The organism is Fibrella arboris, from assembly GCF_041321095.1.
GTDB lineage: Bacteria > Bacteroidota > Bacteroidia > Cytophagales > Spirosomataceae > Fibrella > Fibrella arboris.
The window spans coordinates 279,882-294,644 of the sequence record NZ_JBGGWE010000001.1; the positions used below are offsets into that span (position 1 = coordinate 279,882).

11 protein-coding genes are annotated in these 14,763 nt (G+C 55.5%); 8 read left to right on the forward strand and 3 right to left on the reverse strand.

The window, feature by feature from the left end; genetic code table 11:
* Window positions 1-22 precede the first annotated feature (22 nt).
* From ACAW75_RS01085 to ACAW75_RS01095, 3 genes are all read left to right on the forward strand, one after another.
* Window positions 23-1,897: a beta-N-acetylhexosaminidase gene (locus ACAW75_RS01085; RefSeq protein ID WP_370726812.1), complete on the forward strand. Its 1,875-nt coding sequence runs from the start codon at window positions 23-25 to the stop codon at window positions 1,895-1,897.
* Between the two features lie 114 nt (window positions 1,898-2,011).
* Entirely contained in the window at window positions 2,012-3,037 is a 1,026-nt protein-coding gene (aroB, locus tag ACAW75_RS01090) for a 3-dehydroquinate synthase (RefSeq protein WP_370726813.1), read from the forward strand.
* A 133-nt stretch (window positions 3,038-3,170) separates the two neighbouring features.
* Entirely contained in the window at window positions 3,171-3,737 is a 567-nt protein-coding gene (locus ACAW75_RS01095; RefSeq protein WP_370726814.1) for a DUF4136 domain-containing protein, read from the forward strand.
* A gap of 60 nt (window positions 3,738-3,797) precedes the next feature.
* Here the strand turns inward: ACAW75_RS01095 and ACAW75_RS01100 are convergent, their stop codons facing one another.
* The 3 genes from ACAW75_RS01100 to ACAW75_RS01110 form a co-directional block, all read right to left on the reverse strand.
* Window positions 3,798-4,070 carry a UBP-type zinc finger domain-containing protein gene (locus ACAW75_RS01100; protein ID WP_370726815.1) on the reverse strand — a complete coding sequence of 91 codons (273 nt, stop codon included), beginning with the start codon at window positions 4,068-4,070 and terminating at the stop codon, window positions 3,798-3,800.
* A 91-nt stretch (window positions 4,071-4,161) separates the two neighbouring features.
* Window positions 4,162-4,932 carry a hypothetical protein gene (locus ACAW75_RS01105; RefSeq protein ID WP_370726816.1) on the reverse strand — a complete coding sequence of 257 codons (771 nt, stop codon included), beginning with the start codon at window positions 4,930-4,932 and terminating at the stop codon, window positions 4,162-4,164.
* A gap of 55 nt (window positions 4,933-4,987) precedes the next feature.
* Window positions 4,988-5,788 (reverse strand): SDR family oxidoreductase, encoded by an 801-nt coding sequence (locus tag ACAW75_RS01110; protein WP_370726817.1) that lies wholly within the window; start codon window positions 5,786-5,788, stop codon window positions 4,988-4,990.
* 265 nt (window positions 5,789-6,053) lie between these two features.
* Here ACAW75_RS01110 and ACAW75_RS01115 point away from each other — a divergent pair, with 265 nt between their 5' ends.
* The 5 genes from ACAW75_RS01115 to ACAW75_RS01135 all read left to right on the forward strand — a co-directional run bounded on the left by ACAW75_RS01115 (window position 6,054) and on the right by ACAW75_RS01135 (window position 14,691).
* Window positions 6,054-7,961 carry a sensor histidine kinase gene (locus tag ACAW75_RS01115; RefSeq protein ID WP_370726818.1) on the forward strand — a complete coding sequence of 636 codons (1,908 nt, stop codon included), beginning with the start codon at window positions 6,054-6,056 and terminating at the stop codon, window positions 7,959-7,961.
* A 259-nt stretch (window positions 7,962-8,220) separates the two neighbouring features.
* The gene (locus ACAW75_RS01120; RefSeq protein ID WP_370726819.1) at window positions 8,221-9,942 is read left to right on the forward strand and encodes an FAD-dependent oxidoreductase; all 1,722 of its coding nucleotides are present in this window, start codon (window positions 8,221-8,223) and stop codon (window positions 9,940-9,942) included.
* A gap of 79 nt (window positions 9,943-10,021) precedes the next feature.
* The gene (locus tag ACAW75_RS01125) at window positions 10,022-10,936 is read left to right on the forward strand and encodes a sugar phosphate isomerase/epimerase family protein (RefSeq protein ID WP_370726820.1); all 915 of its coding nucleotides are present in this window, start codon (window positions 10,022-10,024) and stop codon (window positions 10,934-10,936) included.
* A gap of 139 nt (window positions 10,937-11,075) precedes the next feature.
* Window positions 11,076-12,311, forward strand: coding sequence for an AGE family epimerase/isomerase (locus tag ACAW75_RS01130; protein WP_370726821.1), 1,236 nt, complete (start codon window positions 11,076-11,078; stop codon window positions 12,309-12,311).
* Window positions 12,312-12,498: 187 nt separating this feature from the next.
* On the forward strand, window positions 12,499-14,691 hold the full coding sequence (locus ACAW75_RS01135) for an alpha-galactosidase (protein ID WP_370726822.1): 2,193 nt from the start codon (window positions 12,499-12,501) through the stop codon (window positions 14,689-14,691).
* The last annotated feature ends 72 nt before the right edge of the window (window positions 14,692-14,763 follow it).

Consider the following 14,763-nt stretch of genomic DNA (forward strand, 5'->3'; position numbering starts at 1 on the left):
CGTGGCGACAAGATGTTCGTCCATGAAATCGATTTTATTCGGTCTGCTCACCGTAACGTTGCCTGCTTTTGCCCAGCTTCCGTTGCCAGCTTTGATTCCCCAACCACAATTCGTGCAGGCAGGGACCGGCCAATTCACGATTACCGCCAACACGCAGCTGGCCGTGTTGACGCCGGTTGCCGAGGTGCGACAGCTAGTGCAGGCCAATATGCCCGGCCTGCGTCTCAACGACCTGGCCAGGCCCACCAATGCGATTACCGTCCGGCTGGCACCTGTGCCTAACATCGGGCGGGAAGGCTACGAGCTGGTGGTTTTGCCAACGGGTATCCGGCTCACGGCTCCTGAACCGGCGGGCATTTTTTATGGGCTACAGACCCTACGGCAATTGCTTCCTGCCGACCGTGAACGGCCGAATTTTCGATTTGCAGGTACGTCTGTCGCAGCAGCCAGCCGGACCACCATTCCAGCCGTTACGATCCGTGACCAACCCCGGTTTGGCTGGCGGGGCATGATGCTCGATGTGAGCCGGTCGTTTTTTACGAAAGAGCAGGTCAAACAGTTTATCGACCAGATGGCTCGCTACAAATACAACGTGTTTCACTGGCACCTCACCGACGATCAGGGCTGGCGGGTCGAGATCAAAGCACTGCCCCGCCTGACACAGGTGGGGGCCTGGCGAGCGCCGCGCACGGGCCGCTGGACTAACCGCGAGAACCCCATTCCCGGCGAAGCCCAGAACTACGGCGGTTTCTACACCCAGGATGATATTCGCGAAGTGGTGCAGTACGCCGCCGAACGGCAGGTCATGGTAGTGCCCGAGATTGATATGCCAGGGCATATGCTGGCCGCCATTGCTGCCTATCCGGCTTTAACTTGCAGCGGAAAAGTGGTCCCGATCTATCCAAACGGGAAATTCTACAAGCTGGAAGACAACAACTTGAATCCGTGTAACGACAGCACGTACCTGTTTGTCGATAAGGTGCTGACCGAAATTGCGCAATTGTTTCCCGGCCCCTACATACATATCGGTGGCGATGAAGCCTACAAAGGATTCTGGGAACAGTGCGCCGCCTGCAAACCGCTGATGGCAGCCAACGGGCTGAAAACTGTTGAGGAAATCCAGCGCTATTTCATCCGGCGCGTGGAGAAGATCGTACAGAGCAAGGGCAAACGACTCATTGGCTGGGATGAGATTCTGGAGGGAGACGGTCCGGCGATTCGGTTGGCTCCCAATGCGACCGTGATGAGCTGGCGCGGGATGGCTGGCGGAATTACGGCGGCTAAACAGGGGCATCCGGTGATCATGACGCCCTACCAGAACTGTTACCTCGACCTGTATCAGGGCGACCCCTCGGCCGAACCAAGTACCTACGGCATCTGTCGCCTCAGCAATTCGTATGCCTTCGAGCCTGTGCCAGACAGTGTACGGGCCGAGCTTATTCTGGGCGGGCAAGCCAACCTTTGGACCGAGTCGGTGCCTACTGTCCGTCATGCCGAGTACATGATCTGGCCGCGTGCATTGGCCATTGCCGAAGTACTCTGGTCGCCGAAAAACAGCCGCAACTGGCCTGACTTTATCCGGCGTATCGAAAGCCATTTTACCCGTTTCGACGTGGCAGGCACCAACTATAGCCGTAGCTATTTGAATCCATACGTAACCGTGCAACGGCAGACCTCGGGGTTACTGGACATTATGATCAGTCACGAACTGGCCGGCATCGACCTGTTCTACACCACCGATAATACCCTGCCCGATGCACTCTCTCCGCGGTATCTTCAGCCCTTCATTTTCCCGAAAGGAGGCGACCGTCTCCGCGTGGCAGCCTACCGGGACGGAAAACCCATTGGGCGACTACTCGATATTCCCATTACCGACTTAGCCGCCCGCGCCCGCTAGGAAACGTACCTAAAATAGCGTAGCCAGGCAACCTCTGCCTGTAAAGTAACGTACCTGCGTCAGACAGACGCGGATCTACTCCAGTTTCTCCAGTATTACCTATCCTTTAGTTCCATGTCTGTAACCATAGCCCCGCTCACCGAAAGTCTCCCTTCGTTTATCGAGCAGCAACAATCCTCATCATTGACTGTGCTGGTTGATACCCATACTGCTAAACATTGCTACCCGCTGGTGAAGTCGCTGTTACCAAAACATACGCTGGTTCGAATTCCCGCTGGCGAGGGGCACAAGCAACTGACTACCTGTGAAACCATTTGGGGGGCGCTCACCCGCGCCAACGTTGACCGGCATGGGTTGGTGTTGAATCTGGGGGGCGGTGTCATTGGCGATATGGGTGGTTTTTGTGCAGCAACGTATAAACGGGGCATTGCCTTTGCCCAGTTGCCCACTACCCTGCTGTCGCAGGTCGACGCCAGCGTGGGTGGCAAGCTGGGCATCGACTTTCAAGGCTTAAAAAATCATATAGGCGTTTTTCAGTTACCCAGCGCCGTTCTGATCGACACGGCCTTTCTGGGTACGTTGCCCGAACGGGAGTTGCGTTCAGGGTTTGCCGAAGTGATCAAGCATTGCCTCATCGCCGACGCCGCCGAGTGGGCGAGGCTCCGGCGTTATGACCTGGAAGACATCGACTGGAACAAGACCGTAGCCCATTCAGTAGCGATTAAAGAACGTGTAGTGGCGCAGGACCCCACCGAGAAAGGCCTTCGGAAGATTCTGAACTTCGGACATACGCTGGGTCATGCCGTTGAAACGCATTTTCTCGACCGCCCCAGAGGCCGCTTATTGCATGGCGAAGCCATTGCCGCTGGTATGATTATGGAAGCTTACCTCAGTTTTCAACTCGGGATGATCGAGGCGACTTTACTGCAGGAAATCGAAGAATACCTTTTTGCCGTATATGGTCGTGTTGCGCTGAAAACTGAGGATACGGAGCCAATTCTGGCCCACACGCTTCAGGACAAAAAAAACCGGGCCGGGCAGGTACGGATGGCCCTCGTTGATGGCCCCGGGCGATGTGCTTATGATATACCGGTCAGTAAAACATTGATGCGCCAAGCCCTTGATTACTATCGGGGTTAATAAATTATCAATTCGGTACGTTGTATGCTTGCAACACCAAACAATAGTCGGTAGATTGCTGTTGAAAGCATACATCATTTCCTTCACTTCACCTTACTTATTATCTGAATTAACAACATTTACATCCATAATTATGAGCAGATTTGTCGGCTTGTTCGTTGTGCTGGCTTTGGCCGGTTTTAGCATGGTATGCTGTTCGCCTGGAGGCGGCAAGCTATTCGTTGAACATGATTACAGCTATGAAGGTCACTTCAAGGATTATAAATCGTTCAACTTTTTGGAGTGCGAGTTCATCGACTCAACCTTACTCTGCTCTGACATTCAGGACGCCATTCGGCACCAGATGGAAGCGCGTGGATATCGGGTCAGTAACCGCGCCCCGAATCTGCTCGTTTCGTACAATATTTTCCGCAGTGATCTCCGTTTCCGGGGGTATCAGCAGCCCATTATCAAAGATTGGGTTGTGCGGGAAGATGATGACGCTACCTACAAACGCGTTGATTATAACCTCGACGAAGGCACGCTGATGATCTCCCTGATCGATGCCGAAACATACCAGGTTATCTGGAAAGGCTACGCCTCGAAAATGATGCGTAACGCCAATTTCAAGAATAACTACTTTAAAGGGATTGTCCGGTCCATCTTCGACCAGTACCCGCTGATGGCTACCAACAGTGAAAACACGGGCTACGGGCGATAAATAACCCATTGCGTCTATAAAAAAGCGTCGACCAGTAAATGGCCGACGCTTTTTTTATGGCTACCAAGCAGCTATCTGTTCATGTACGAAGCACCACACCCATTGTTCCCCCGGCTCGGCCGATGCGATAACAGGGTGTTGCGTGGCCAGAAAGTGTTTGGTCGCGTGTTTATTGGGCGACGAATCGCAGCAGTGCGTTTTGCCACAGGTTTGGCAGGTACGTAGATGCACCCACGAATCACCCGTTTTTACGCATTCTTCGCACACATACTCCCGGGCAGACAGCAACCCGGTAAGCGTGGCGAGTTCTTCGCATGGTTTGGGACGGAGCATAGCCTGACGACGAATCGATTGGTTTGTTCGACCGCCCAATTTATTAAAATTGGCCTACCTACCAACGCCACAAACCCCGTTGGCCGTTACCTCACTGTTTAGGCTTTGTCTGCTGCCCGTTCGGACCTGTCTTCAGCGGGTCTTTGCTCGCGCCTTCCGGTGTTTTATTCCGTTTGCTGGCGTCGCTGTAAGAGCCTTCTTTCTGAGCACGATCGGTAATGGTGATGTTGGTTGCCCCCGGCGAAGCCGCCCCATTACTACCCGTTTTTGTAGCGCTGCTGGCTTGCCCGGCAGCTGAAGGCTGGTTCTGCTTTGCCTTGGCGTCCATCATAGCGGCGCGACTTTTGGGTTGTACTGATCGAACCGTTTTGGTACCGGTACCTGATGCGCCACCCGGCGACGGAACGCTGGCAGACCCCTCGGATGTGCTTCCCTGCGTTTGCACTGGCTTGATGCCCGCCGAACCCGTGTTCCCGTTCCGCGTCCCGGTTCCTTTTGGTTTTGCCGGAGCCGGTGCTGTTGTGGGTGCTGCCGTTGAGCCACCCGCAGCACTGGCGCCACCGGTAGCCTTCGTTCCGGCCGACGTACCTGGCTTATCACCACCCGGCGGGGGCACGTTGGTGGGCGATGTAGGCGAGAGGTTCGAATTACCGGATCGTGAAACACCATCTTTCATTTTTGGGCTGCCTTCCCGGCCTACGTCAACGCCCCCTTTGCGGTTAAGGCCCTCGCGTGATGATGTTTTTCTGGGTGGTGAAGGAGTCGCATTCGCGCTGGATGATTGCTGCGTTGGCTGTTGGGCAACAGCCAGGTTGGTTAGGCAAAAGGCAAAGACCAGGCTGGTTATCCAGTACTTTTTCATGTCGTTGAGTTTGATTAGCAAATATTATAGTAAACCCGCAGGTTTTATAGGTTGTTTAACCGACCAGTAGCGATTCACCACCGTCGATCCAGATGGGCGTGCCGGTGATGTGGCTGGCCCGGTCAGAAGCCAGGAATAGCACCAGGTCGGCGACCTGATCGGCGGTGCCCGGTTTTCCGTCGGTGAGTGGAATGCTGCCTGCCGGAAACTCTACCGGTTCTTTGATCGTATCGATATCCCGTTTCGAGGAATTATCGTCGATCTCCGTGTCGATGGCGCCGGGGCAAACCACATTCACCCGGATTTTATCTTTGGCCAGTTCCAGCGCAATCAGCTGTGTGAAAGCAACCTGCGCCGCTTTTGTGCTCGAATAAGCGGTTGATCCTGTATTGGTGAAGATACGGGTACCATTGACAGAGGCCGTAATGATGATGGCACCTCCACCCTGCCGTTTCAGGAGCGGCACGCCAAAATGAACCGTCATGTAGGTGCCGGTGAGGTTAATGTCGATCGTTTTCTGCCATTCCTCGGGCGTCAGCTCGTCAATCGGCGCCCACATACCGTTGATACCTGCATTGGCGAAAATAATGTCGAGTCGGCCAAAGCGTTTGGCCAATTCGTCGTACACTCGCTTCATGTCATCAGCTTTGGCGATGTCGGCCGTCAAGGCTAATCCCTCGCTACCTGCCTGCTCCACGGCCCGGATTGTCTCGTCAATTTCGTCTTGGGTGCGGCTTATGGCAACGATTCTGGCCCCTGCCTTTGCCATCAGCACGGCCGTTGCTTTACCAATACCCGACCCTGCACCAGTAATGAGCGCTACTTTTCCTGCTAGTTCCATTTCATTGATAGCCATTTTCTCTGAATAAGCCGGAGACCTGCCAAATGGTTGAGAAGTTTTAGGGACGGGCGTTCCAACGCGCACCTCCTGTGCAACCCGGTCGTTGAGCCCTATCCATCAGTGGTGTATTATTCCGTATGTTTATCACTCCGCTTGTGCACCAGGCGCTTCGTCAAATACAGTCCTGTGATCTATCTTTAGTCGGCCGAAGGTGACGGGCAACTCCGTTACACCCAGAGGCCTTAAAGCCTTCAAAGCGGCATCTTCAGGTACGTTATTCATGAAACAGCTCTTCCAACCGGGTCGACCAATTTGCCTTCTGCTGTTTTTGCTGGCTTCTGCGCTTTCCGGACAAACACAGACCATTCAGGGTGACAGTGTACCGGGCGGCGGGCCACAGCCAGCCAGACGGGGCATGTATCGCTTAAGAAGCACCCTCGCCAAACCCGCAACCTCTGTTGAAACGACCGATTCATTGCTGGTGCAGACTCGCCGGTTAGCGTATGTGCCGGGGCAGATAGTGGCCCTGAGCCAGTTGGCCAATCTACGGGTGCAACAACAGCAAACTCAGGAGGCAGCGGCCCTTATTCAGGAAGCAGGCCGGTTGGCTGTCCAGCTCCGCGACGTAAACGAAACAGGCTGGACATTAGGGCAGGTTGCCCGGATACAGGCGAGTAGCCTGCGTACATCACCCTCATCGGCAGCGCTTTTCAGCCCCATCCTTGAATCGTTGGGCAAAACGATGGCGGCCAATGCCATGGCACGTGGCCGGGGGCCAGACAATTTTCCGTTCACAATGGAACCACCCACAACGGCCGGCAGGCGACTACCCGACCGAAAATCTCCGCCTGAAACGCCCGTTGATTACACCACTACCGTTCCTACTGCACCGATGAACCCCGACTGGGTACGTCATTTTCGGATGAAACCCGATTTCGTGGACCGCTGGCTGGATACGCTCATTCATTTCGACAGAAAGAACCCACAGGTCATTCGTCAGTTGACGGTACAGAAAAAACTCCGCGACTCGAGCCAGGCCCTGAGCAAAGCCTTTGCCCAGGAGGGCGACTACGCCAAAGCGTATCAATATTTTCTGCAATACACAGCCTACAAAGACAGCCTGACGGCCGAGGCAACCAGTCGGCGGCTGGCTTCGCTGGCCTACAAACAGAACCTGCTGAAAAAGGAGTCGCAGATTCAACTGCTGACAAAAGACCGTCAGTTACGCGAACAGGACGCCAACCGCCAACGCCAATACGTGCTGGTTCTGATCGGGTGTATCGCGTTGCTGGGTGCATTCTTATTCGTCCTAAGCCGGAACAACCGCGCCAAACAAGTGGCCAACCAGCAGTTGAATGAGCAGAAAGAGGCCCTGCAAACCACGCTCGCCCAGTTGAAAACCACACAGGCGCAACTGATTCAATCCGAAAAAATGGCGTCGCTTGGGGAGCTGACGGCGGGTATCGCGCATGAAATTCAGAATCCGCTCAACTTCGTCAATAACTTCTCGGAAGTCAGTACCGAGCTGGTCACTGAGCTGATCGATCACCGTGCCGAACCACACCGCGACGAGGAACTGGAAAGCGAGTTACTGGCGGATGTGCAGCAGAATCTTCAGAAAATAAGTGAACACGGCAACCGGGCATCGGCCATTATCAAAGGCATGCTGGAGCACGCCCGCACTACCGGTGGCCAGAAAGAACCGACCGACCTGAATGCGCTGACTGACGAATACGCTAAACTGGCCTTCCACAGCCTTCAGGCAAAAGACAGATCGGTTGCTGTCAAACTGACTATGCATCTGCACCCAATGCTGCCTGATGTACTGGTGAGTCAGCAGGAAGTGGGGCGGGTTATTCTCAATATTGTCAACAACGCTTTTTATGCGGTTCAGAAACGGCAGCAGCAGGGCGAAGCTGGCTACCAGCCCGAAGTTGTTGTCTCCACGCAGCAGGACGTGAATCAGGTCTGCATCACCATCCGCGACAACGGCACGGGTATGCCGGCATCGGTAAAAGCGAAGATTTTCCAGCCGTTCTTCACCACCAAACCCGCCGGACAAGGTACTGGCCTCGGCCTGTCGATCAGCTACGACATCATCACAAAAGGCCACGGTGGCACGCTCACCATAGACACAGAAGAAGGGCAGTTCACTGAGTTTACGATCAAGCTGCCAGTGGTGGGGTAGCGTTAGGGGCGTTTGGTGCTTCGCGAGCTAGGCCCTTCGACTAGGCCGGTTCGCCGCCGCGATCCCCGACTAGGCGTCCCCGACTAGGCCGGTTCGCCTAGTCGGAGGGCCTACAGCGCGAAGCAACACGCATCAGCACCAATCAATACGTAACCACACAGGTTAGAATACGCCATTCAACGCCTTACCAGACTAAACAAGTAGAGACGATCAGTAACGTATCTGGCCTAGGTACGTTGCCAGCGCCTCAACGAATAGTATGGTCCCTCGGAATCAGTTTGATGCCATTGTGGTCGGGTCAGGCATCAGCGGCGGCTGGGCAGCCAAAGAACTGACGGAAAAAGGATTGCGCACCCTCCTGCTCGACCGTGGCCGCAACGTGGCGCACGTGACCGATTACCCGACGGCCCTGCTGAATCCCTGGGATTTTGACCATCGGGGTCAGGCAAGCCTTCACACAAAAAAAGAGTACGCCGTTGCCAGCCGGAATTACGCGTTTTATGAAGGGAGCGCCCATTTTTACGCCAAAGACAGCGAGAACCCATACATACAGGACAAGCCTTTCGACTGGATTCAGGGGAATCAGGTAGGTGGTCGGTCGTTATTGTGGGGGCGGCAAACCCAGCGCTGGAGCGATTTCGATTTCAGCGGCCCCGCCCGTGATGGGTTCGCCGTCGACTGGCCCATTCGCTACGCTGATCTCGCTCCGTGGTACAGCCATGTGGAGAAGTTTGCGGGCATTTCGGGCAACCGCGACGGCCTGGCTACGCTACCCGACGGCGAGTTTTTACCGCCTCACCAGATGAGCTGCGTAGAAAAATTCTTTACGCAACAGATGGCTGAGAAATACCCCGACCGGCCCGTCATTATTGGTCGGGCGGCGCACCTCACAAAGCCGAACCCGATCCATACGAAACAGGGACGTGCCCAATGCCAGCACCGCACGCTCTGCGAACGCGGCTGTCCGTTCGGTGGCTACTACAGCAGCAATTCGTCGACGATTCCGTGGGCGATGAAGACCGGCAAGCTCACCCTCCGGCCCGATTCGGTGGTGCATTCGGTGATCTATGACGAGAAGAAAGCCGGGGCCGCGTCCGACAAGGCCACCGGCGTTCGGGTGATCGATGTGCATACCGGCCAGATGACCGAGTATTACGCCCGCATTTTGTTCCTCAACGCTTCGACCCTGAACACGAACAAGATTCTGCTGAACTCCACGTCGACCCGCTTTCCCGCCGGATTGGGCAATGATAATGGGCTGCTGGGCAAGTTTATGGCTTTTCATAGCTACCGGGGGCGCGTTACCGCCCAGTATGACGGCTTCGCCGATTCAACAACCTGGGGCCGACGGCCCAACGGCTGTTACATTCCCCGGTTTCGGAATGTGCATAAGCAGGAAACGAGCGGGCCGGCGTCCCTGTTTCTACGGGGCTATACTTCTACCTTCTACGCGTCGCGCCCTTCACAGGTAGACAAAGACGGGTTTGGCGCCGACCTGAAAGAACGCTTGAGCCGCTACACGCCTGGTCCCTGGCAGGTATTGTCAGGGATGATGGGCGAAACGATTCCGAAAGAAGCCAGCACCGTCCGCCTCGACCCAGCGCTGACTGATCAGTGGGGCGTTCCGTTACTTCGCGTGTCGGTTACTTACGACGATAACGACGAAAAGATGCTTCGTGACTTCTGGACACAGCTCTCCGAGATGTATGACCGCGCCGGTTTCACCAATATCAAAACCCACGACACCGGCCGACTACCGGGTAGCGAAAACCACGAGATGGGCGGCGTCAGGATGGGCCGCGACCCGAAAACGTCGCTGCTCAACCAGTGGAATCAACTGCATACCTGTACAAACGTGTTCATCACCGACGGTGCCTGCATGACATCCACCTCGAGTCAGAACCCGTCGCTGACCTACATGGCCCTCACCGCCCGCGCCGTCGACTACGCCGTGAAGCAGATGAAACGGGGGGATTTATGATTGGCAGGCTTCGCGCTCAGTTGCTTTTGGCTGCAGCCAGAAGCAACTGAGCGCGAAGCCTGCCATACCAATTAAACTCATGAACAGACCAACGCGCCGCGACGCACTAAAAACAACACTTTTGGGCGGACTGTCTACGGTCTTGCTGGGTACGTTGCCAGGTTTTACAGCCAGAAAACCGCGTTTTTCGTTCTCTACGCTCGGTTGCCCAACATGGGATCTGGCCACCATTCTAAACGTTGCCGCCAAATCTGGTTATCGGGCTGTTGAGTTTCGGGGGGTGCAGGGTGAACTGGATCTGACCAAAATACCGGCGTTTAGTTCGGTCTCCCGCGCCAGAGAAACACGTACCCAGTTTGCCGATCGGGGCGTTCGTATCTGTAACCTGGGGTCGTCGGCCCAATTGCACCATGCTGATGCCAGCAAACGGCAAAAGAACCTCGACGATGCCCGCCGCTTCATCGATCTGGCCCACGAACTCGATTGCCCGTTTGTCCGCGTTTTTCCCGACCAGCTGCCGCCCGACCAGCATCGACCAGACACACTGCGGCTGATCAGCGACGGGCTGCTGGAGTTGGGTACGTATGCCAAACCCAGCGCAGTGACGGTGCTGCTCGAATCGCACGGGGAGCTAACCCGGAGCGACTTACTGCTTCCGATCATGCAGGCGGCCAGACACCCGAACGTAGGCCTGATCTGGGATATCGTCAATATGTGGGTCGATGCAAAGGAAGCCCCGGCGGCGGTTTATCGACAACTGAAACCATTCATCCGGCATGTGCACGTGAAAGACCTTCATTTGGTAGATGGGAAACAGCAGTATGTGCAGGTTGGGCAGGGCGAAGCCCCCCTTCGCGAAGCCATCAATGCGTTAAAGGCCGGTAGCTACAGCGGGTATTATAGCTTTGAATGGGAGAAACTGTGGCACCCGGAGATACAAGACCCTGAACAAGTCATCCCCCAGTACCCCGCCGTAATGAAAACCTACTTCTGACGTGAGCACGCGGAGGCTAATGGTACGCGGATTTTGGATTTACGTGGATTCTGAGGGCTGAAGCAGGGCAAATCCGTTTTGAATCCAAAATCCGCGTACCATCAGCCTCCGCATACCAACCAACAATCTGTGTCCGATCATGACCGTACCCGACCTGCGCCTCTGGCAGCGTGAACTCAGCCAGGAGTTGAAAGATAGTCTGGCCTACTGGCAACGCTACGCCCCCGACCCAGTCAATGGCGGATTCTACGGAACGGTGGGATACGACAACGTACCCAGACCCAACGACGCGAAAGGCGTGGTGTTGAACAGCCGTATTCTCTGGACGTTTTCGGCCGCGGCCCGCCATACGCAGCACGATGATGAATACCTGCCGGTGGCAAAACGCGCTTTCGACTACCTCAATACCTATTTTCGTGATCCGCAATACGGTGGCGTGTACTGGATGGTCGATGCCCAGGGCAAACCAACGGACGATAGCAAGCAGCTGTACGGACAGGCGTTTGCGGTCTATGGTCTGAGTGAATACTACCGCGTTACGAAGCATAAACCAGCGCTGGAATTCGCGCAGGCCATTTACCGCAACATGGTGAAACACGCCTATGACCCGGCAAAAGGCGGTTTCATCGAAGCTTTTGCCCGCGACTGGACCGAAGCGACATCGTATGCTATTGCGCGCAAAGACAACGGCGAGAGCAAGACGATGAATACGCACCTGCACATCCTGGAAGCCTTCGTCGGCCTGCTCCGCGTCTGGCCAGATAACGGCCTGAAAGCGCAGGTACGTGGCCTGATCCACAATTTTCTCGGCCATATCATTGATTCTAAAACGCATCGGATGGTGCTGTTTCAGGGTATGAGCTGGGAGCCGCGCCGCACGGGCATCAGCTATGGGCACGACATTGAGGCATCATGGCTGTTGCTCGAAGCCGCCGAGGTCTTGCACGAAGCCGATTGGCTGGCCAACGTGCGCAAAGAATCGGTGCTGATGGCGCGGGCGGCGCTCTCTGGCCTTGATGCAGATGGCGGCATGAATTACGAATATGAAGGCCCCGACGAGCACAAGCCCACGCAACGCCACGACGAGGGCCACTGGAACCGCGAACGGTCGTGGTGGGTCATGGCCGAAGCGATGGTTGGTTTCATGAACGCCTACCAGCAGACCAAAGACAACCTATTCCTCGATAAGTCGGCCGCTAGCTGGGAATTTATTAAAACGCACCTGCTCGATACAAAAAACGGCGAGTGGTTCAGCGGCGTCGACCCGGCAGGTAAGGTGCTGGGCAACACCAAAATCAGCGCCTGGAAATGCCCCTACCATAGTGGCCGCGCCTGCATCGAAACCATGGAGCGAATCGGAAAATTAATCGACTGACGGCTCGATAACCTATCAATACAGCTTAATTTGAGCTGATTTACGCATAGCACTAGCTGTAAATTTCTGCTGATTCAGGGCATTGCTGCCGCACGGCCCTCCGACTAGGCGTCAGCAATGCGCTAAAGCAATCCATTGAAGAATTATCCATAACTCACGTTAATTTAGACGCTCTTTCTCACTCCTTATGCGCTTCCTGATTACCCTCAGTCTGCTTTTCGCCTTATCGGTGGTAGCCCAGACAGCCGTTGCGGCCATCATCGAGATTCCTATCGAAACCGCCCGGACAGCCCTCGTGCTCCGGGTCAATAACGAAGGCCATCTGGTTATTGTCCATCACGGAAAGCGGCTGCAACAGGCCAGTGAATACAGCCGTTTACCGGGTATAACGTACCTGAACGAAGGCTATTCCGATTTTTACAACGCCGCCTACACACCCGCCGGCTCACGCAGTTTGCTCGAACCAGCCATTCAGGCTACCCACGCCGACGGGAACCCCTCGCTCGATCTGGTCTATGTTCGGCACGAAACAAAACCAGCCGGACAGGGCCAGACCCTGACAACCGTGTTGCTGAAAGATCCACAGTACCCGTTTGAGGTGACCCTGAATTTTCGGGCCTACCAGAATGAAGACGTCCTCGAAAGCTGGTCAACGATTCGGCACACGGAAAAGAAAGCGGTTCGGCTGCAGAAATATGCATCGGCTAACCTATACCTGTCAGCAGGCAAGTACTTCCTGACGCATTACCACGGAAACTGGGCCAGCGAGGTACGGCCCGAAGAGACACAGCTCACGGCGGGCATGAAAGTGCTCGACAGCAAGCTGGGTACCCGCGCCCAGATGCTCCAGTCGCCCATGTTCATGCTCTCGCTGAACCAGCCCGCGCAGGAAGAGCAGGGCGAGGTGCTGGCCGGTACACTGGCGTGGTCGGGCAATTTCCAGTTCGCGTTTGAGTTGGATCCATACCACAACGTCCGGGTGCTGGCTGGCATCAACCCCTACGCCTCGGAATACACACTTGAACCCGGCCGCGACTTCACTACCCCCGCGTTGATCTACACCTTTTCGACGCAGGGCACGGGCGGCGCCAGCCGCAGCCTCCACCGCTGGGCCCGTAATCATCGTATTCCGCAGGGAAACGGCGATCGGCTCACACTGCTCAACAACTGGGAAGCCACCCAATTCGACTTCGACGAACCTAAACTGGTCGATCTGTTTAAAGACGGCAAGAAACTCGGCGTCGATCTGTTTCTGCTCGATGATGGCTGGTTCGGCAATACATTCCCCCGCAACAATGACCGGGCGGGCCTCGGCGACTGGCAGGAAAACAAGGCAAAGCTTCCCCACGGGCTTGGGTATCTCGTGAAAGAAGCCGACGCGGCGGGCGTCAAATTCGGTATCTGGATCGAGCCGGAAATGGTCAATCCCAAAAGCGACCTCTATACGAAACACCCCGATTGGGTGATCAGGCTCCCCAACCGCGAAAATGCCGTTTTCCGTAACCAGCAGGTGCTGGATCTATCGAACCCGGCCGTGCAGGAATTCGTCTACGGCGTAGTTGATGGCCTGTTCACCAAAAATCCGACGCTGGGGTATATCAAGTGGGACTGTAATGCGGTGATCTACAACGTTTATTCATCGGTCAATCCAACCAATCACGTGTACGTCGATTACGTGCGGGGGCTGTATAAGGTGCTTGATCGACTGCGGGCCAAGTACCCGGCTGTTCCGATGATGCTTTGCTCGGGCGGCGGTGCGCGGGTCGATTATGGCGCGCTGAAGTACTTCACCGAATTCTGGCCCAGCGACAATACCAGTCCCAGCGAGCGAATTTTTATCCAGTACAACTATTCGATGTTTTTCCCGGCCATTGCCACCTGTAACCACGTCACCAACTGGAGCAACGTACCCATCAAGTTCCGCACCGACGTAGCCATGATGGGGAAGCTGGGTTACGACCTGGTGGTGAGCCACCTGAAGCCCGACGAGCTAACATTCAGTCAGCAGGCGCTGAAAAGCTACGAGCGACTGAAACCCGCCATCTACCACGGCGACCTCTATCGGCTTCAGTCGCCCTACGCCAACGACGTGGCATCGATGCTGTACGTGAGTGAAAAGCAGGACAAAGCCGTGCTGTTTGCGTACCTAGTCAACAGCCGTTTCAAAGCGGGCAGCGACCTGCCGCCCATCCGGCTACGGGGCCTGCAACCTGACAAACGGTATACCGTTCAGGAAATAAACCTGATGCCCGGCGCTAAATCACCCATCGATCCAGCCGTTACCTATTCCGGCGATTTCCTGATGACGGTTGGCCTGAACCCCGCCGTCAATGACCGCCGTACCAGCGTTGTGCTGGAAGTGACGGAAGCGGGGAAGTAGAGAAGTCCTAACTACCCCTCGTTGTCGCTCGCCTGTGGCGAGTGACGATTATCTATAGGGCCTCTGGCCCGT

Excerpts from the sequence above, each read along its gene's own strand:
- ACAW75_RS01085 (WP_370726812.1), top strand. The coding sequence starts at position 23 with ATGAAATCGATTTTATTCGGTCTGCTCACCGTAACGTTGCCTGCTTTT.
- aroB (WP_370726813.1), top strand. The coding sequence starts at position 2,012 with ATGTCTGTAACCATAGCCCCGCTCACCGAAAGTCTCCCTTCGTTTATC.
- ACAW75_RS01095 (WP_370726814.1), top strand. The coding sequence starts at position 3,171 with ATGAGCAGATTTGTCGGCTTGTTCGTTGTGCTGGCTTTGGCCGGTTTT.
- ACAW75_RS01100 (WP_370726815.1), bottom strand. The coding sequence starts at position 4,070 with ATGCTCCGTCCCAAACCATGCGAAGAACTCGCCACGCTTACCGGGTTG.
- ACAW75_RS01105 (WP_370726816.1), bottom strand. The coding sequence starts at position 4,932 with ATGAAAAAGTACTGGATAACCAGCCTGGTCTTTGCCTTTTGCCTAACC.
- ACAW75_RS01110 (WP_370726817.1), bottom strand. The coding sequence starts at position 5,788 with ATGGCTATCAATGAAATGGAACTAGCAGGAAAAGTAGCGCTCATTACT.
- ACAW75_RS01115 (WP_370726818.1), top strand. The coding sequence starts at position 6,054 with ATGAAACAGCTCTTCCAACCGGGTCGACCAATTTGCCTTCTGCTGTTT.
- ACAW75_RS01120 (WP_370726819.1), top strand. The coding sequence starts at position 8,221 with ATGGTCCCTCGGAATCAGTTTGATGCCATTGTGGTCGGGTCAGGCATC.
- ACAW75_RS01125 (WP_370726820.1), top strand. The coding sequence starts at position 10,022 with ATGAACAGACCAACGCGCCGCGACGCACTAAAAACAACACTTTTGGGC.
- ACAW75_RS01130 (WP_370726821.1), top strand. The coding sequence starts at position 11,076 with ATGACCGTACCCGACCTGCGCCTCTGGCAGCGTGAACTCAGCCAGGAG.
- ACAW75_RS01135 (WP_370726822.1), top strand. The coding sequence starts at position 12,499 with ATGCGCTTCCTGATTACCCTCAGTCTGCTTTTCGCCTTATCGGTGGTA.